Origin of the sequence: Burkholderia sp. LMU1-1-1.1 (assembly GCF_040675865.1) — a bacterium.
In the GTDB taxonomy this organism is placed as follows: domain Bacteria; phylum Pseudomonadota; class Gammaproteobacteria; order Burkholderiales; family Burkholderiaceae_D; genus Rugamonas.
In genome coordinates, this window is sequence record NZ_JBEGHG010000001.1 from 317,743 (window position 1) to 335,537 (window position 17,795).

The window sequence follows — 17,795 nt, forward strand, 5'->3', positions numbered from 1 at the left end:
CGATGGAGTCAGTGTGGGCCGGATCGCATTAAAAGAAAATTACCGAAAGACGAATAGCCGCTATACAATTTCGTATGACTATCAGCGAACCGAATTGGGATTTGTACCGCTCTTTCCTTGCAGTGATGCGCGATGGCTCGCTGTCCGGCGCGGCGCGCGCGCTAGGCCTGACCCAGCCCACCGTCGGCAGGCATATCGAGTCGCTCGAGCAGGCGCTCGGCTTATCGCTGTTCACCCGTTCGCAGGCGGGCCTGATCGCCACCGACGACGCCCGCGTGCTGCGGTCGCATGCCGAGGCGCTGGCCTCGGCCTCCACCTCCCTGCTGCGTGCCGCGTCGTCATTGGGGCGCGGCGCCGGGACAATACACGGAACGGTGCGCGTCACCGCCAGTGAAGTGGTCGGCGTGGAAGTGCTGCCGCCGATCCTGGCGCGCTTGAGGGACAGCCATCCCGGCATCGCGATCGAACTGTCGATCTCCAACCGCATCGAGGATCTGTTAAAGCGCGACGCCGACATCGCCGTGCGCATGCAGCGTCCGCAACAGAATGTGCTGATCGCGCAGCGCATCGGCGATATCGAACTGGGATTTCACGCGAGACGGGATTATCTGGAGCAGCATGGCATGCCGCGTAGCTGGAAGGAGATGGATGGGCATGCGTTGATCGGCATCGGCACGGACAACGCCTTCACCCGCACGCTGCGGCCCAAGCTGGCGGCACTGGACGCCACTGTCTACGCGCTGCGAAGCGACAGCGATTTGGTGCATCTGGCGGCGATCCGCGCCGGGCTCGGCATCGGTATCTGCCAGGTGCGGCTGGCGGGCCGCGATCCGTCGCTGGTGCGGGTACTGCCCGATCTATTGAGCATCCCGCTGGAGACCTGGCTGGCGATGCATGAAAACCTGCGCGCCAACCCCGCCTGCGCCGCCGCTTTCGCGGCGCTCGCCGAAGGTTTGACCGGCTACGCGAACGGCCGGGGCGACGCCGACTAGCGCGACGCCACGCGGCCCTGGCGGCGCAACTCGTCCTGCATCTGCAGCATGCCGCGAGCGGCCTGCAAGGTCACGGCATCGGTGCCGCCGGTTTTGCGCATCAAGGGGCGTGGCAGATCCGCCCAGCGGCTGCGCGGCAGACTGGCGCCGCTCTGAATGGCTGGCGCGATGCGCTCCGCGCCAGTGTTGATGATGATGCCATCGGCGCCGGTGTCGCTGACGCCGGCGTCGTCGTTGGCGACGCGGCTGCCCTGCGGGCAATCGGTATCGGTCAGCAGCACCTCGCCCCGGGAATCGATGCAGCGGTTGATGCCGGCGCTGGCCAGCGAGCTGGCGGAGGCGGTGGCCGCCAACAGTCCGGCGCACAGCAGCATTTTTGTTAATTTCAGTGATGTCTTCATGATCGTTACCCCGTTCAGCCAATGGGGCAATGATCCCCTGTTGGACCGGCCCGCTCTGTACGGAACCACACGTAATCGGTGTCGGGTACAATAGCGGCTTCTTCCGTAACAAGACGACGCACCGCCGGCACCGCCCGGCCCCGCCCTCCCATGCCTATGAAACCATTGCTGTTCGTACCCGCGCTAGCGCTATCACTCACCTGCGGCCAAGCGGCCGCCGTCGATCTGGACCCGCCGTACGGCTGGAGCACCTCCGCCGAATTGGGCGCGATTTCCACCTCCGGCAACACCGTCGGTACGTCCGTTACCGGCAAGATAGATTCCAAGCAGGAACTTCCCGACTGGAGCAACGAATACGTCGCCACCGGCTACTTCAAGGACGAGCAGGTCACCAACGCCGACGGCGAAAAAGTGCGCGAACGTTCGGCGCAGCGCTACTCGCTGTCGGCCAAGGCCGCGTACAAGTTGATGCAGGACCGCGACCGGCTGTTCGCGCTGGCCACGCACGTTGACGACAGGTTCGGCGCCTACATCCGCTACTCGACGATCGGCGTCGGTTACGGCACCCAGGTCTACCAGTCCGAGACCAAGACGCTGGACGTGGAGATCGGTCCGGGCTACTTCCGCGGCGCGCGCGACACCGGCGAGACCGAGAACGGCATGACCATCCGCGGCGCGGGCAACTTCAAATGGCGCCTGAGCGAAAACGCCCTGTTCCAGCAGACGCTGATGGTCGAACGCGGCACCTCGAACACGCACTCGGAAGCGGAGACCTCGCTGCGTACCAAGATCAACAACACCATGCAGTTGAAGGCCGCGTTCAGCGTCCGCAGCGACACCAACGTGCAGGACGAAAAAAAGAACACCGACACGCAAACCTCCGTGACCCTGGTCTACTCTTTCTAACGCCTTTACTTTTCTTCTTTTGAACCAACCATGAACACTCCACGCATCCTCGGCACGCCGCTGTCCCCCACCGCCACCAAAGTCATGCTGCTCGGCTCGGGCGAACTAGGCAAGGAAGTCATCATCGCGCTGCAGCGCCTGGGCGTGGAAGTAATCGCCGTCGACCGCTATCCGAACGCGCCCGGCCACCAGGTCGCGCACCGCGCCCACGTCATCAACATGACCGACGGCGCCGCGCTGGCCGCGCTGATCGAACAGGAAAAGCCGGACCTGATCGTGCCGGAGATCGAAGCCATCGCCACCGACACGCTGGCCGCGCTGGAACAAGCCGGCAAGATCACCTGCATCCCGACCGCGCGCGCGGCGCAGCTGACGATGAACCGCGAAGGCATCCGCTGTCTGGCCGCCGAGACGCTCGGCCTGGCGACGTCGCCGTACCGTTTCGCCAGCAGCCTGGCGGAGCTGGAGGCGGCCACCGCCGCCATCGGTTTCCCGTGCGTGATCAAGCCTGTCATGTCGTCGTCGGGCAAAGGCCAGTCGAAGATCGACAGCGCCGCCGAAGTCAAGGCCGCGTGGGACTACGCCGCCGCCGGCAGCCGGGTCGACTCCGGCCGCGTCATCGTCGAAGGCTTCATCGACTTCGACTACGAAATCACACTGCTGACGGTGCGCTCGATCGGCGCCGACGGCCAGGTGGAGACGCAGTTCTGCGAGCCGATCGGCCACGTGCAGGTGCAGGGCGACTACGTCGAATCTTGGCAGCCGTGCCGCATGGACCCGGTGGCGCTCGAACGCGCGCGCGACATCGCCGGCAAGGTGACCGGCGACTTGGGCGGTCTTGGCCTGTTCGGCGTCGAGCTGTTCGTCAAGGACGACATGGTATGGTTCTCGGAAGTGAGCCCGCGTCCGCACGACACCGGCATGGTGACCATGGCGACGCAGGTGCAAAGCGAATTCGAACTGCACGCCAAGGCGATACTGGGCCTGCCGGTGAATGTCGCGCTCAAGGCGCCGGGCGCATCGGCCGTCATCTACGGCCAGCACGAAGCGGCCGGCATCGCGTTCGAAGGTGTGGCCGAAGCGCTGCGCGTCCCGGGCAGCGACATCCGCCTGTTCGGCAAGCCGGAATCGTTCGCGCGCCGCCGCATGGGCGTGGCGCTGGCGACGGCGGACGACGTGGAAACGGCGCGTGCGCGCGCCAAGGAAGCGGCGGCCAAGGTCAAGCCGGTCGTCGCCAAGTAAGTCGACGCCCGCATGACCACATGGACACGTAGGGCGGATTAGGCGGCACGCCGTAATCGGCCATCGATGAGCCGCTGGCGGCGCATGCATGGCCGATTACGCTGCGCTAATCCGCCCTACGTGTTTTAGAATTTCTCTACATCTGCCTGAACAAATCCACGTAGTTGCGGCTCACCACCAGCTGCTCGCTACGCCCCTTGAGCTGCACCATCAAGCGTCCGCGAAAATCCTGCCGGGTTCCCGCCACATGGCGCGCCGCGACGATCACACTGCGATGTATCTGCCAGAACTGCCGCTCGTCGAGCTGCTCGCGCAATTTGCTGATCGGCGTGCGTATCAAACTCTCGCCATCGGCCAGGAACACGCTCGTGTACTTGTCATTGCTCTGGAAATAAACCACCTCGTCGATCGAAATCAGGCGCGTCTGATCGCCCTGCGAAGCGCGTATCCACTGCAGCGGCTCCGCCACCGCGGGAGCCACCGCCACCGCGCCACCCAGCTGCGCCAACAAGGCCTGCAAAGCGGCCGCCGTCACGCCGCCAGCCGCAGGCGCCTCACGCCTCGCCCGCAAGGCCGCCTTCAACTTGACGACCGTCTTCGTCAAGCGGTCCAGGCTGGCCGGCTTCAACAAATAATCCACCGCCGAATGCTCAAACGCCTCCACCGCATACTGGTCGAACGCGGTGACGAACACGATGTGCGGCGGCTTGCTCCCCGCCACCAGCCGCGCCGCCACGTCGAGCCCCGTCATGCCCGGCATGCGGATATCCAGGAACACCACATCGGGCGCCTGCTCGTCGATCAGGCGCAGCGCATCGAGTCCGTTGGCCGCCTTGGCGACCACCCGCAATTCGGGCCACACTGCGTTGAGTTGTCCCTCCAGATAATCGCGCAGGTGCGCTTCGTCGTCGGCTATCAGGGCGCGGAAGGTATCGATGTCGGACTCGCATTCAAAGGCAGCATCAGGCGCACCGTCATGCCGCAAGGTTGATTTTCCAGTAATTCTACCCGAGCCGCGCCGCCGTACAAACTGGCCAGGCGCTCGCGCAGGTTACTCAAGCCCACGCCGCCGCCCGGCTTCCTCGACCCCGCGCCTTGGCCGGCCAGGCCGGCGCCGGTGTCGCTGACCTCCACGCACACACGGTCGCCCAGAACGCGGGCGCTGATGGCGATCTCGCCGCCCTCCACCTTCGGCTCCAGGCCGTGGGTGATCGCGTTCTCCACCACGGGCTGCAGCAGCATCGGCGCGATCGCGAAGCCGCGCAGATCATCCGGCACGTCGATGCGGTAGCGCAGCCGGTCGCCCATGCGCACCGCCAGCACATCCAGATACGCCGCCAGCAGAACCGCCTCGCTGGCCAAGGTCGCCTGGTCGCCGCGGCTGGCCGCCAGGCTGGCGCGCAGGTAGTCGATGAACCGTTCCAGCATATGCTGCGCGCGCGCCGGCTGGGTGCCGATCAGGCCAACCACGTTGGCCAGCGTGTTGTACAGGAAGTGCGGCTCGATCTGCGCCTGCAAGGCGCGCAGGCGCGCCTCGGCCAGCAGCCGCTGGCTCGATGCGATCAGTTCATTGATGCGCGCCGCCGCCATCGCCGCCTGCATCCGCCGCTCCCCGCTCCGATGGACCAGGTACATGAAACCGGCGACCATCACCCCCGTCGCCAGCGAATACACCCACACGCCGCGCTGGCCCAGCACGACCAGGGGATCGGCTCTGCTCAACAGCAGATTCCCGAGTCCTATGCCAAACGGCACGCTGACCGACATCAGCGCCACGTAGAAAAGCATGCGCCGGGCACCGCGCAGGCGGCCCACCCACCCGTCCAGCGAGCGATTCAACGCCAGCATCCCGCCATACACCAGCCCACCGATCAAATTGGAGATGACCAGCGTGGTAGGAAAATCGCTGCGCAGCCTCTGGCTGCTCGCTCCCCCGGCCAGGTCGACCGCCGTCAGCACCAGCGCCACCGCACAGCTGAAGATGACCGTGTAGATGACGTTGCGGGGCACCGAGTGGGGCCAGCGCCGGAAAAAAGGGATGACTTCGAGCGGATGCGCGATCGGCGACGGTTTGCCGCCCGTGGTGGTGGTGTCGTGAGTGGTATTCATGTCGCCAGAAAGTTACCATGAAAGCAAACCGGCGCGCGATAAGATAATCGCGCCAGCGCCCTCGGACCGGCTTTGATGTTGTGCGCGTCGAACACCGTCAGCACCGTCTGCCCGCGCCGCGTGTCCTGCGCCACGCCCACCAGATAACCGTCGGTCTCCGAGCGCGCCCCGCGACGGGGCACCAGCACATGCTCCTCAACTTGCCAGCCGGCGCCGAAGGCATAGCTATCCGCCTTGCCGCTGTCGGTGTCGATCAGATTGACGGTATTCAGGATCAGATCCTTGCCGACGCCGTCGGCGCCGAGCACCGCCAGCCTGCGGTGGCGCGCCGCCACCACCTGTGGCGCCACGCGCGGGAATTCGCTGACGCCGAACAGCCGCGCCTCGCGCGCCTGGCCGCTGGCATAGTCCAGCGTGATCTGCACCGTGCTGCTGCGCCCCTCGCGGTATTCGCGCATGTCCCCGCGCATCGGCAGCGCGGGGTCGGGCAGGACGTCGCCTTCGTGCAGCACCGCGTCCAGCCGTGTGCAGGTGCCGTCCTCGAACGCGTTCCCGAGATGGAAGACGGAGCGCGCGGGCAGCTCGAACACCTGGCGCAGTTCCAACTTATTCTTGTCGATCACGACCGCGCGCAGCGGCCGGGCGCCGCCGTCCCATCGCAGCCGTTCTGCCAGACTGAGACCGGCATCGGCGCGCATGGCGTACGGTGGCACCAGGAAGATCAGATGGCGCCCGCTGACGACAAAGTCGTGCACCATGTTCAATCCGGGCACCGGCACCATGGCGGTGCGCATTACCTCGCCGGTGGCGTTCAGGCGGTAGATGATTAGCCGGTCGCCGCCAGGTGGATTGCCGAAGTTCCACAGGCCGCCGCCGTCGGGGTCCATTTTCGGATGGGCGGAGAAAGGCATGGCCTTCAGATCGGCGCGCCAGGTCTTGACGCCGCGCGTGGCCAGTGTCTCCGGATCGAGTTCTGTCGCAGAGCCGCCCTCCCACAGCGCGTACACGGCGCCGTTGAACGGCAGCAGATTGGTATTGGCGACGTTGACGTTGTCATTGTTTTTCACCGCCCGGCGCTCAATTTGGGTGCCGAACGCCGGGAACAGGAAGCGGCCCGCCAGGCTCTCGTCCTCGAACTTTTTCGTCGCCACGAACCGGCCACGGTGAACGACCTTGCCGCCACCGATTTGCCAGCGCTGGGCAAAGCCGTCGCCATCGAACCAGTGGTGATAGCGCTCGCCACCCAGCTCGAAGCGTCCCGGCCCGTTGCGGTAGAAGACACCGTTCAAGTCCGGCGGCATCCGGCCCGACATCGTTGCGACGCCTGCCATTTCGCCGCTGGTATCGGCGTATACGGACAGACGCGGATCGCGCTCAAGCGCCCGGTGGAAGCGGCGGGAGGTCTCGCTGTCGGCAAGCGCCGTTCCGGCGGACACCCCCAGGGCGGCAAGGCCGATGCCACGGGAAAGGAATTGACGGCGTTGGCTCATCGGAGTCCCCTCTCAACGCAGGTTGACGCTGACGGCGGCGCCGCCGGCCGGCAACTGAAAGCGCGCGTCCTCGTAGCTTGGCGCGGCGCGCTTGCCCATGGCGTTGTTGCTGAAGGCGTAGTCCTCGACCGGCATGCCAACGGCGTTCATATCCAGCTTGCCGTTGCCATTGGCGTCGTGATAGACCGCGAAGGCGTAGTCGCCGGCCGGCAGCTCCGTGAACGTCAATGTGACGGTGCCCGCCGTCGCCGGGGCCATCAGCGCCCGGTAAGGCTTGCCGCGAAACGCATCGGCGGAATTGTACATGGCGACCATCACCTTGCCATCGGCGCTGGCCACGCCATCGACTGCGATGGTCAGGTCGGCCGCACTGGCGGCGGTGGCGGTGAAGAGGAAGGCAAGGATGGCTGTCGCGGTCTGGCGTGTCATGTCGGGCTCCGTTGGCAAGGTTGGTCAGGGTGGTGGAATCACGACTCCAATCTAGGGGGAGGCGACCGGCGCCGGCGGCCGGTGCGACGAACGGCGCGCAAACGGCGCGAAATGCATGCCGGCGGCGCGAAACGCGCAAACCCGGATGTAAATACGATATAGTGGCCGGGTGCCATTCAGATAACTAGAACATGCTGCCATGCGCGTAGGTCACGATACGGATTCCCCGGCCGCATCCGAGCGCTCCCTGGCCTCCGCCTGGACCGGGGAAGCCGGCGCGCCCAACACGCCAAAACGGCTACTCGGGCTTGCGCTGCTGGCGCTTTGCTACGCGCTGGTGGCCCGCGCCAGCCTCCTGCTGGCATTCGCCAACACCAACGCCACTCCCGTGTGGCCGCCGTCCGGCATCGCCTTCGCCGCCATTCTATTGATCGGGTATCGCGCCTGGCCGGCTATCATGCTGGGAGCCTTGGCGGCGAACCTCGCCAGCTTCCACGCCAACGGCCTGCCCCTGGGCGGCGCCGTTGCGTTGGCCTCGTGCGCCATCGCCATCGGCAACACCCTCGAGGCGTTGGCGGGCGCCTGGCTGATACGCCGCTACGCCGACGCCACCCAACCGATAGGCCAGCTGCAGAACGTCTACAAGTTCACGCTGGTCGCCATGGCCATGTGCCTGGTGAGCTCCGGCATCGGCGCCACCACCCTTATGCTTTTCGGCCTGGCGAGCGCCGACGCCTACGCCACCGTCATGCTGACCTGGTGGGTCGGCGACACCGCCGGCGTGCTGCTGGTGACGCCGGCGATCATCGTCTGGTGGATGATTCGATCGCGGGGCTGGAGCTGGCGCGGCGCGCTGGAGGTCGCGCTGTCGCTGGCGGCCTTGCTGGCGCTGATCGCCATGGTCTTCTTCCGCGCCTACTCGCCCGGCGACCATCTCGGATGGCTGCCCTATCTGTTCGTCCTGTGCGTGGCCTGGGCCTCCTACCGCCACGGCCTGCGCGGCGCCAGCGCCGTGTACATGTGCGCCGCCGCCGGCGCCGTGCTGGGCACCGTCAACGGCCTCGGTCCCTTCGCCGCCGGCACCCTCAACGACGCGCTGATCTCGCTCGACAGCTTCATCGTGCTGTGCTGCCTGATCGGCCTGGTGCTGAGCGCCGACGCCAGCGAACGAAAACGGCTGCAAACGAGCGTCCAGGAGCACAACGCCGCGCAATGGGCGACGCTGCTGGTCGGCGTGGGCCTGACGGTGCTCGTGTGGCACTTGGTGGCGGTGGACACCGAACGGCGCGCGCGCGAACGGTTCGACGCGGAGGCCGGGGAGATCTCGCAGCGCATCGTCCAGCGCATGAACCTTTACGAATCGGGACTGCGCGGCGCGCAGGCGCTGTTCAAGGCCCAGCCGGAACCCACCCGCGCGCAATGGCGCGACTTCGCCGCCGGCCTTGACCTGGCAAACAACTTCCCCGGCGTGATGGGGCTGGGCTACGCCGTTTTCCTGCGCCACGACCAGCGCGCCGGGCTGGAGCGCCAGGTGCGCCAGGAGGGCTATCCGGAGTTCCGTATCTGGTCGCTCAATCCGGCGGACGCGGCGCGGCCGCCGCCGTCGTCCGTGCCGGTGTATTACCTTGAGCCGTTCGACGAGCGCAATCGCCGCGCCTTCGGCTACGACATGTTCTCCGAACCGATCCGCAAGGTCGCGCTGCGCAGCGCGGCGCGCTCCGGCATGCCGGCGCTGAGCGCGAAGGTGGAGCTGATCCAGAGCGCCCGCGCCGGACACCAGCCGGGCTTCCTGATGTACTTCCCGGTCTACCGCAAACAGGCCGGCTTGTCGCCGGACGCGACGCCCGAGCAGCGCATGGCGGCGCTGCAGGGCTATGCCTACAGCCCTATCCTGGCGGAAGAGTTGATGCGCGATTTGCTCGGCACTGGCGGCGACGCGCGGAATCACGCGGGCGGGAACGCGATCCGGCTGGAGATCTTCGACGGCGATGAGACCGACGCCACGGCGCGCCTGTACGCCAGCGCCGCCGACCGCACGGAGAGCGATCGCCTGCACTATCCCAATCCGTTCGCGCGCGAGATGCCGCTCGAACTGCTGCAGCACCGATGGACGCTGCGTTTCACGTCGCTGCCCGCCTTCGAGCGTTCCATCGACCGCCAGAAATCGCACATCGTGCTGCTGGCCGGCGTCATCATCAGCCTGTTGTTCTTCGGCGTGGTGCGGGCGCTGACCGCGCGCCACGGCTATGCCACCGCGCTGGCGCGGCAAATGACCGGCGCGCTGCGCCAGTCGGAAAGCTCGCTGATCGCCGCGCGCGACCTGGCCGAAGCGGCCAGCCGCGCCAAGACCGAGTTCGTGGCCAACATGAGCCACGAGATCCGCACCCCGCTCAACGCCGTGCTGGGGATGACGCATTTGTTGAACAACACGCCGCTCTCGCCCGACCAGCAAAAGTACCTGGAGATGATACGCACGTCCGGCAACTCGCTGCTCGGCATCCTGAACGACGTGCTGGACTTCTCCAAGATCGAGGCGGGCCGCATGGACCTGTCGCCGGCGCCGTTCCAGCTCGGCGCCGTGCTGGAGACGCTGGCCAACATCATGACCGTCAACGGTGGCGAGAAGGACCTGGAGCTGGCGATCGGCATCGAGTCCGGCGTGCCGCAGGCCCTGGTCGGCGATGGCCACCGGCTGCAGCAAGTGCTCGTCAACCTGGTCGGCAACGCCATCAAGTTCACCGAAAAAGGCTCGGTGGCGGTGCTGGTGGAACTGGTGACCGGCACGGCGGGCATGAACCAGGCGCCGGCGGACGCTCCGGTCACGCTGCGCTTCACCGTCAGCGACAGCGGTATCGGCATACCGGCCGACCGCCTGACGCAATTATTCGCGCCCTTCTCCCAGGCCGACGCCTCGATGACGCGCCGCTTCGGCGGCACCGGCCTGGGACTGGCGATCTCGCGCCGCATCGCCGCGCTGATGGGCGGCGCGATCGAGGTCCGCAGCACGCCGGGCGTGGGCAGCGAATTCATGCTGACGGTGCCGATGCCGCGCGCCGACGCCCCCGCCGCCGCCGATGCGGGCGGCCTGCCCGCGCCGCATCTGCTGGTGGTCGACGACAATCCGATCAGCTCCCGCTATCTGTACAAAACGATACGCGCGCAAGGCTGGCGCTGCGACTGCGCCGGCTCGGGCGAGCAAGCGCTGACGCTGCTGCGCGGGTCAGGCGACCGCTATGGCGCCGTGCTGGTCGACTGGAACATGCCAGGCATGGACGGCCTGGCGACCATGCAGGCGATCCGCGCCGCCGGCCACGGCGCGCCGCCCATCGTCCTGATGGTCAGCGCCTTCGGCCAGGGCAAGCTGCTGCACACCGACGGCGCGCAAAGCGCCGACGCGGTGCTGCTCAAACCCGTCACCGGCCAGCGCCTGCAAGACACCGTGCGGCTGGCGCGCGCAGCGCGCGCGGCATCGGCGGCGGGTGCGGAAAATTCGGAACATGCCGGCGCTCCGGCGCCGCCGGATGCAGCGCCCGCGGCGGAAACGGCACCGTCGCCGGCCCCGTCGCCCGCTTCGGGGCCGGCCCCCGGCCTGCGCATCGACGGCGTGCGCATCCTGCTGGTCGAGGACAATCCGATCAATCAACTGGTCGCCAAGAGCATGCTCGATTACGCCGGCGCCACCATCGATTCGGTCGACAACGGCCGCCTGGCGGTCGACCTGCTGCGCACCGAGTCGCATCGCTACGATCTGGTTCTGATGGATGTGCAGATGCCGGAAATGGACGGCTTCGAGGCCACCGGCTTGATTCGGTCGGAATTGAAACTGACGCTGCCCGTGCTGGCGATGACGGCCGGCGTGATGGCATCGGAGCGCGAACAATGCATCGCCTCCGGCATGAACGACTTCATCGCCAAGCCGATCGACGTCGAGGAAATGCTGCGCACCATCCTGCGCCACCTGCCCGAAAAACCGCGCGCCGACGGCCGCTGACACCCCTCCCCCGCGCCGCCGGAATTTGTGTCATGGCCCGATGCCGCCAGGCGTCGGCGGCCGCCCGGAAAATCGCAGACCGCCCTTAGGAAAGCTTGCCGTTTCAGTCACAAGATGGCGATCCCATATCGCAAGTCGTTGCCAATGAACAACGAAATTGTGACATTCCAGTATAAATTTAACCCAAATCAACACCTTCCGGGTCACACTAAAAAAGAGGACCAAAACAAACAAAACCAACCAACGGAGGGTACACGATGAAACGAACCAGGCTTGCAAACCGCACTTTAGCTCTCAACCCGATGTTCAATCCCGCGATCAAATCGCTGATGGCGCTGGCCATCCTTGGCGCCTTTTGCGCCACCGCCTACGCGCAGGACGGCCTGCCGATCACCATCAGCGGTTTCGGCACGGCGGCGGTCACCAGGACCAACACCGACCTGGCCGAGTTCAGCCGCGTCAGCCAGGCCTCCGGCGCCGGCAAGGACTTCCGCACCGGCGTAGATTCCGACTTCGGCGTGCAAGCGACCGCCAAGTACAGCGACAATCTGTCCTTTACCGCGCAGGGACTGGTGCTCAAACGCGGCGAATACGATGAATACAAAGGCACGCTGGCATGGGCCTTCGCCAAGTACAAGATCAACGACGATTTCAGCGTGCGCCTGGGCCGCATCGCGGTGCCGCTCTACATGATCTCGGACGTGCGCAACGTCGGCTATGCCAACACGATGCTGCGCCCGCCGACCGAGCTCTACGCGCAGGTGCCGATGGACTCGATCAACGGCGGCGACATCCTCTACCAGCACGGCTACGGCGACAGCACGGTGACGGCGCAACTGGCCGCCGGCACCACAAAGTCCAAGACCCCGGGCACGGTCGCCAACGTCGGCGTGGTCGCGGCGTATGTGTCGCTCGAAAACGGCCCTTTCACCTACCGCATCGGCCATTCGCAGGCCAACGTCAGCCTCCACAACCAAGGCCTCGACCAATTGGTCGGCGCCGTCAAGGCGGCCGGCCTGGGTATCGACAACCAGCTGGACCTGATCGACTTCAAGGGCACATTCAGCTCGCTCGGCCTGATCATGGACTACAAGAACATCCTCGCCCAGGCCGAGTACGGCGTGCGCAAAACCGATACGCGCCTGGTGCCGGACACCACCTCGTGGTACTTGATGCTCGGTTACCGCTACGGAAAATTCGTTCCGTACTATGTGCACGGCGACGTCAAGCAGGACAGCATCCGCGAATTCTCCTCGCTGCCCACCAGCGGCCCGCTGGCCGGCCTGGCGGCGGGCATCAACGGCGCGATCAAGACCGGCGAGCAATCGAGCAACGCGGTCGGCGTCCGGTGGGACTTTTATAAATCGGCGGCGTTGAAGGTGCAGGTCGACCGTATCAAACCAAGGGACGGCAACGGCACCTTCATCAACGTCAAGCCCGGCTTCAACGGTAGATCCGTCACCGTCTACGCCGCCGCCATCGATTTCGTCTTCTAAGGAGAGCCCCATGAAAACGACTATCGGCAAGCTGCTGCTGGCGGCGGGTATCTGCGCGTTCGCCGCGCCTTGCTTCGCGGCGGAGATCGTGGTGATCGTCAATCCGAAGAACCCGGCCACGCGCATGTTCAGCGAACAGGCGGGCCAGTTCTTCCTCGGTAAATCGACCCTGTTCACGCCCGTCGAACACACCGACGGTCCGCTGCGCAACGAGTTCTATAAAAAGGTGCTGGACAAGGACGCGACGCAGGTCAAGGCCATCTGGTCGAAGCTGGTCTTCACCGGCAAGGCCAGCGCGCCGAAGGAGTACGCCTCCAGCGCCGAAGTGAAGAAGGCCGTGGCGGCCGACCCGAGCGCCATCGGCTACATCGAGAAGTCGCAGGTCGACGACACGGTCAAGGTCATCCTCACGGTGCAATAACAACGTGTGATACAACCGCCCGGCCGAAGCTGAACCCAACCCCGGGCGGTTTTCTTATCCCTCGACCACGATCGCGGGCCGCAACCGCTTGCGCGACGCCCGCGCATGCGGCACCCAGGCGTGGGTCTGCCAGCGGTGCCACATGATCAAGCCGCGTATCCATTCATCGGCGACATAGGCGATCCACACGCCGACCAGGCCCCAGCCCAGCACCACGCCCAGCACCCAGCTGCCGCCGGCCAGTACCAGCAGCATCGACAAGGCGCCCGCCATCACCGGAAAACGGGCGTCGCCGGCCGCGCGCAGCGCGTTGATCACCACCAGGTTGAAGGTGCGCCCCGGCTCCAGCAGCACCGTGATCCACAACAGCGTGATGCCGGCGTCGATGATGTGCTGGTCCTGCGTGAACCAGCCCAGCAGCCAGCGGCCGCCCAGCGCGGCGGCGGCGGCGATCACCACGCACGCCACCAGCCCGATTTTCAGCGCGCGCCGCACCACCGCGTGCGCCTCGCGCAGGTCGCCCGCGCCAATCAGGTAGCCGACCACGATTTCCACCGCCAGCCCGGTGGCGATGCTGAACATCATCACCCCGCCCATCAACTGCAGCACGTAGGCCTGGGTCGCCAGCGACGAGGCCCCCAGCTGCGCCGCCGTCGCCACGCTGAACATGAACGCCAGGCGGTAGGCGATATTCTCGGCCGCGCCGGGCAGGCCGATATGCAGCACCGCCGCCAGTTCGCGGCGCGGCAAGCGCCACCAGTCGCCGCGCACCAGGGTGACGCCCAGGTGGATGCGCCACAGCCACAGGTGCAGGGCCAGGCCGATGGCGCGGCTCACCGCCAGCGCCGCCGCGAAACCGGGCAGGCCCATGGCGGGCACCGGTCCCCAGCCGTACATCAGCGGGATCGCCAGCGCCAGGTGGCTGACGTGCATGGCGATCAGCACCAGCAGCGTGTCGCGCGTGCGCAAATGGGCGCGCATCACGCTGGCCATCGAGGCGTTCCAGGCGTCGAACAGCAGCGACGGCGCCAGCGCCATCAACAGCGGCGCGGCCAGCGGGAACACCTCGGGCGGCGCGTTGAGCAGGTGCAGCAGGCCGTGGGCGCCGGCCAGCGCGGCCAGCGCCGCGACCGCGCCGACCCAGGTGCTGGCGCCGACCACCGCGCGGGCGACCTTGTCGGCGGCGTCACGCTGGCCGCCGCCCAGATTTTGCGTGACCACCACGCTGACGCCGGCGCCGATGATGCGGAACAGGATGAACAAGGTGGCCGAGACCTGGCTGGCGATCGCGAAGGCGCCGCCGGCGGCGTCGGAGATGCGCGAGGCCAGCGCGGTGCCGACCACGCCGGCGCCTATCGCCAGTCCCAGTTCGACCAGCAGCGGCCACGCAAGATTGAACATGGGCGGCGTGCCGGTGGGGGATTTGGTAGCGGGCATGGGGAGGTCGGGAGGGTTATTATTGCTGAGTTCCCCTTAGTTTACAGCAATATCCGCCAGCGCATGGGCCGTCGGCGCGCATGCATGGCCGATTACGCCGCGCTAATCCGCCCTACGTGGATCCGGGGTGTTTTTGATTTCGTTGGCATCGGTGATTTTTTCGTGGCGGCGTCGATCTGGAAGGAGCCCACCAGTTGCGCCAGTTCCTTCGCCTGCGCCTGCATCGCGGCGGCGGCCGCCGCCGCTTCCTCGACCAGCGCGGCATTCTGCTGCGTGACCCCGTCCATTTCGCCGATCGCGATCGTGACCTGCCCGATGCCGTGTTCCTGCTCTTCGCTGGCGGTGCTGATCGAGGCCATGATGGCGGTGACCTTGCGCACGCTCAGCACGATCTCGTCCATCGTCGCGCCGGCGTTTTCGGCCAGCGCGCTGCCGCTGGCGATTTGCTCGGCCGAGTCGTTGATCAGTTTCTTGATCTCCTTGGCCGCCGCCGCCGAACGCTGCGCCAGATTGCGCACCTCGGAAGCCACCACCGCGAAGCCGCGTCCCTGCTCGCCCGCACGCGCCGCTTCGACGGCGGCGTTCAACGCCAGGATATTGGTCTGGAAGGCGATGCTGTCGATCACGCCGGTGATGTCGACGATCTTGTGCGCGTAGTCGTTGATCCCGGCCATCGTCCGCACCACTTCCGACACCACCTTGCCGCCCTTGCCCGCCACTTCCGACGCCGACAAGGCCAGCGCGTTGGCCTGGCGCGCGTTGCCGCTGTTTTCCCGCACCGCCGCCGTCAGTTGCACCATCGCCGACGCGGTCTCCTGCAGCGCACCCGCCTGATGCTCGGTGCGGCGCGACAGATCCATATTGCCGTTGGCGATTTCGCGCGAGGCCGAGTCGATCGCCACCGCGCCGTCGCGCACCCGGCCGACGGTGTGGGCCAGGCGGCCGGTCATGTGGCTCAACGCGTCGAACAGTTGGCCGATCTCGTCGCCGCGCCCATGCTCGATGACGACGTGCAGCTGGCCGGCCGCCACCTGTTCGGCCAGCGCCACCGCCCGCGTCAGCGGACGCACGATACTGCGCGTCAGCATCAACGCCAGCACGGCGCCCAGCGCCAGCGTCGCCAGGCCAAGGCCGATCAGCAGCGCGCGGCTGCTTTGATACTGGCTGGCCGACAGCGCCGCCATCGTCCTGGCCTCCTGCGTTTGATACGCCAGCAGTTTTTGCAGCGCGCCGGTATAGGCGCCGAAGGTGGCGGCGAGGCGGGTGTCGAGCAAGTCGCCCACTTCCTGTATCCGTCCGCCGTCCTTCAGTTTAAACAGCTCCGCGCGCAAGGCCAGATAAGCGGCCCGCCTGGCGCCGACGGCCAGCAGCAGCTCGTGCTCCACGCCGTCGGCCGGCATCGCGGCCAGTTGGCGAGCCATATCCGCCGCCACCTTTTCGCCCGCGACCAGTTGCGCCTGGAAGATGTCGCCCACTTCAAGGCTGTCGCTGCGGGCGATCGAGATCGCCCGCAAGCCATTGAGCTCGGCCACGCCCAGCAGCTCGGACGTCAACTGCTGCTTGGCCAGCTTTTCATCGACCAGATTGGACGCCGTGTCGTTGGCCGACTGCAGGCGCCACAGCGACACCGCCGACATGCAGGCCATCGCAAACAGCAACATGGCGAACGACGCCAGCACGCGCGCGCCGGTCTTTAATTGGGGGAGTTTCATCGCCACAGTTCTTCCGAGTAATTAATGTTATAACATCGACATTAATTACTATACGCGACGAATATGACACCCCAATTACCACACGGCAATTTATGCGACGGGTGTCGGGAGCGCGCGTCCCTCGAAGTGCGCAATCAGATTGTCGACCACCAGCTGGCCCATCGCGTGTCGCGTCTCCACCGTCAGGCTGCCCACGTGCGGCGCCAGCACCACGTTATCGAGTTCGCGCAGCGCGGCCGGAACGCGCGGCTCGTCGTCGAACACGTCGAGCGCCGCCATCCCCAGCGCGCCATCGCGCAGCGCGGCGGTCAACGCCTCCTGATCCACCAGCGAACCGCGCGCGATGTTGACCAGCGTGCCCTCCGGCCCCAGCGCGGCCAGCACCTGTGCGTCCACCGCGTGCCGCGTGGCCGCGCCGCCCGGGGCGCACACCACCAGATAGTCGCTGGCCCGCGCCAGTTCCAGCAGCGAGGCGCTGCGCTCCTGCGGCACACCGGCGATCGCGCGCGGCTGGAAGTACAGCGTGCGCATGCCGAACGCCTCGGCCCGCGCCGCCACCGCCTGGCCGATGCGGCCGAAGCCGAACACGCCGCATACCTTGCCCCGCAAGGCGCGCGTGGGGGCCAGCGGCTGCCCCGCCTCCCAGGCGCCGCTGCGCACGTAGCGGTCCAGCGCCGGCAGGCGCCGCGCCGCCGCCAGCAACAACGTCAGCGCCAGATCGGCCACGTCGTCGGTCAGGACGCCGGGGGTGTTGGTGACGACAATGCCGCGCGCGCGCGTCGCCTCCAGCGCCACGGCGTCGGTGCCGATGCCGTTGACAGCGACGATTTCAAGCGCCGGCAACCGCTCCAGCAGCTCCGGGCCGGCGCCGATGACGCCGGTGGTCAGCAGGCCTCGGACACCGGCAGCCACGCCGCGTATGTAATCGGGCTGCTCCGCGCGCGGCTGGCGCCACACGTGGTGGCATTGAAAATGCTGTTCCAGTTGTTCCATGACGGCGGCGGACGGGCTGGCGGCCAGCACCAGTAATTGAGGTTTCATAGCGACGGTTCCATATAGGGGGGATGCTTGTAAGACGATGCTCACGGCGATTGTACAAGCGGCGGCGAATTCGCGCCGCAAGCATGGACTTTCGGGCGGCTATTCCGTATGCTGATAATTACTTGCCG

14 protein-coding genes are annotated in these 17,795 nt (G+C 66.6%); 6 read left to right on the forward strand and 8 right to left on the reverse strand.

Annotated features, from left to right (window positions below):
* Positions 1–74: 74 nt before the first annotated feature.
* On the forward strand, positions 75–992 hold the full coding sequence (locus tag MRBLMU1_RS01245) for a LysR family transcriptional regulator (RefSeq protein WP_363495814.1): 918 nt from the start codon (positions 75–77) through the stop codon (positions 990–992).
* Here the strand turns inward: MRBLMU1_RS01245 and MRBLMU1_RS01250 are convergent.
* On the reverse strand, positions 989–1,393 hold the full coding sequence (locus tag MRBLMU1_RS01250) for a hypothetical protein (protein ID WP_363495816.1): 405 nt from the start codon (positions 1,391–1,393) through the stop codon (positions 989–991). The genes MRBLMU1_RS01245 and MRBLMU1_RS01250 overlap by 4 nt on opposite strands.
* 150 nt (positions 1,394–1,543) lie before the next feature.
* On the opposite strand from MRBLMU1_RS01250, the gene MRBLMU1_RS01255 reads away from it, so the two are divergent.
* Both MRBLMU1_RS01255 and purT read left to right on the forward strand, forming a co-directional pair.
* Entirely contained in the window at positions 1,544–2,299 is a 756-nt protein-coding gene (locus tag MRBLMU1_RS01255; protein WP_414646015.1) for a DUF481 domain-containing protein, read from the forward strand.
* A gap of 30 nt (positions 2,300–2,329) precedes the next feature.
* Positions 2,330–3,541, forward strand: coding sequence for a formate-dependent phosphoribosylglycinamide formyltransferase (purT, locus tag MRBLMU1_RS01260; protein WP_363495819.1), 1,212 nt, complete (start codon positions 2,330–2,332; stop codon positions 3,539–3,541).
* A 136-nt stretch (positions 3,542–3,677) separates the two neighbouring features.
* On the opposite strand, the gene MRBLMU1_RS01265 is transcribed toward purT, so the two are convergent.
* Genes MRBLMU1_RS01265 through MRBLMU1_RS01280 form a run of 4 tightly spaced genes read right to left on the reverse strand, consistent with a single transcriptional unit; the run spans position 3,678 to position 7,569 of the window.
* A complete protein-coding gene (locus MRBLMU1_RS01265; protein ID WP_363496440.1) occupies positions 3,678–4,436 on the reverse strand; it encodes a LytR/AlgR family response regulator transcription factor in 759 nt (252 codons plus the stop codon).
* 20 nt (positions 4,437–4,456) lie between these two features.
* Positions 4,457–5,650: a sensor histidine kinase gene (locus tag MRBLMU1_RS01270; RefSeq protein ID WP_363495822.1), complete on the reverse strand. Its 1,194-nt coding sequence runs from the start codon at positions 5,648–5,650 to the stop codon at positions 4,457–4,459.
* Entirely contained in the window at positions 5,647–7,140 is a 1,494-nt protein-coding gene (locus MRBLMU1_RS01275) for a carotenoid oxygenase family protein (protein WP_363495825.1), read from the reverse strand. Before MRBLMU1_RS01275 ends, MRBLMU1_RS01270 begins: the two co-directional genes overlap by 4 nt.
* Positions 7,141–7,152: 12 nt before the next feature.
* Positions 7,153–7,569, reverse strand: coding sequence for a DUF2141 domain-containing protein (locus tag MRBLMU1_RS01280; RefSeq protein WP_363495828.1), 417 nt, complete (start codon positions 7,567–7,569; stop codon positions 7,153–7,155).
* A gap of 199 nt (positions 7,570–7,768) precedes the next feature.
* Between MRBLMU1_RS01280 and MRBLMU1_RS01285 the strand changes: the two genes are divergently transcribed.
* The 3 genes from MRBLMU1_RS01285 (at position 7,769) to MRBLMU1_RS01295 (ending at position 13,477) form a co-directional block, all read left to right on the forward strand.
* Positions 7,769–11,560, forward strand: coding sequence for a CHASE domain-containing protein (locus MRBLMU1_RS01285; RefSeq protein ID WP_363495831.1), 3,792 nt, complete (start codon positions 7,769–7,771; stop codon positions 11,558–11,560).
* Between the two features lie 257 nt (positions 11,561–11,817).
* Positions 11,818–13,056 carry a hypothetical protein gene (locus MRBLMU1_RS01290; protein ID WP_363495834.1) on the forward strand — a complete coding sequence of 413 codons (1,239 nt, stop codon included), beginning with the start codon at positions 11,818–11,820 and terminating at the stop codon, positions 13,054–13,056.
* Positions 13,057–13,066: 10 nt separating this feature from the next.
* On the forward strand, positions 13,067–13,477 hold the full coding sequence (locus MRBLMU1_RS01295; RefSeq protein WP_363495837.1) for a hypothetical protein: 411 nt from the start codon (positions 13,067–13,069) through the stop codon (positions 13,475–13,477).
* A 54-nt stretch (positions 13,478–13,531) separates the two neighbouring features.
* Here MRBLMU1_RS01295 and MRBLMU1_RS01300 read toward each other — a convergent pair whose 3' ends face one another.
* The 3 genes from MRBLMU1_RS01300 to MRBLMU1_RS01310 all read right to left on the reverse strand — a co-directional run bounded on the left by MRBLMU1_RS01300 (position 13,532) and on the right by MRBLMU1_RS01310 (position 17,667).
* Positions 13,532–14,914 carry an MATE family efflux transporter gene (locus tag MRBLMU1_RS01300; RefSeq protein WP_363495840.1) on the reverse strand — a complete coding sequence of 461 codons (1,383 nt, stop codon included), beginning with the start codon at positions 14,912–14,914 and terminating at the stop codon, positions 13,532–13,534.
* 92 nt (positions 14,915–15,006) lie between these two features.
* The gene (locus MRBLMU1_RS01305; RefSeq protein ID WP_363495843.1) at positions 15,007–16,626 is read right to left on the reverse strand and encodes a methyl-accepting chemotaxis protein; all 1,620 of its coding nucleotides are present in this window, start codon (positions 16,624–16,626) and stop codon (positions 15,007–15,009) included.
* A 90-nt stretch (positions 16,627–16,716) separates the two neighbouring features.
* Complete coding sequence (locus MRBLMU1_RS01310) at positions 16,717–17,667, reverse strand: 2-hydroxyacid dehydrogenase (protein WP_363495846.1); 951 nt, start codon at positions 17,665–17,667, stop codon at positions 16,717–16,719.
* Positions 17,668–17,795: the final 128 nt, after the last annotated feature.

Coding starts and splice junctions, on each gene's coding strand:
- MRBLMU1_RS01245 (WP_363495814.1), top strand. CDS start 75: ATGACTATCAGCGAACCGAATTGGGATTTGTACCGCTCTTTCCTTGCA.
- MRBLMU1_RS01250 (WP_363495816.1), bottom strand. CDS start 1,393: ATGAAGACATCACTGAAATTAACAAAAATGCTGCTGTGCGCCGGACTG.
- MRBLMU1_RS01255 (WP_414646015.1), top strand. CDS start 1,544: ATGCCTATGAAACCATTGCTGTTCGTACCCGCGCTAGCGCTATCACTC.
- purT (WP_363495819.1), top strand. CDS start 2,330: ATGAACACTCCACGCATCCTCGGCACGCCGCTGTCCCCCACCGCCACC.
- MRBLMU1_RS01270 (WP_363495822.1), bottom strand. CDS start 5,650: ATGAATACCACTCACGACACCACCACCACGGGCGGCAAACCGTCGCCG.
- MRBLMU1_RS01275 (WP_363495825.1), bottom strand. CDS start 7,140: ATGAGCCAACGCCGTCAATTCCTTTCCCGTGGCATCGGCCTTGCCGCC.
- MRBLMU1_RS01280 (WP_363495828.1), bottom strand. CDS start 7,569: ATGACACGCCAGACCGCGACAGCCATCCTTGCCTTCCTCTTCACCGCC.
- MRBLMU1_RS01285 (WP_363495831.1), top strand. CDS start 7,769: ATGCGCGTAGGTCACGATACGGATTCCCCGGCCGCATCCGAGCGCTCC.
- MRBLMU1_RS01290 (WP_363495834.1), top strand. CDS start 11,818: ATGAAACGAACCAGGCTTGCAAACCGCACTTTAGCTCTCAACCCGATG.
- MRBLMU1_RS01295 (WP_363495837.1), top strand. CDS start 13,067: ATGAAAACGACTATCGGCAAGCTGCTGCTGGCGGCGGGTATCTGCGCG.
- MRBLMU1_RS01300 (WP_363495840.1), bottom strand. CDS start 14,914: ATGCCCGCTACCAAATCCCCCACCGGCACGCCGCCCATGTTCAATCTT.
- MRBLMU1_RS01305 (WP_363495843.1), bottom strand. CDS start 16,626: ATGAAACTCCCCCAATTAAAGACCGGCGCGCGCGTGCTGGCGTCGTTC.
- MRBLMU1_RS01310 (WP_363495846.1), bottom strand. CDS start 17,667: ATGAAACCTCAATTACTGGTGCTGGCCGCCAGCCCGTCCGCCGCCGTC.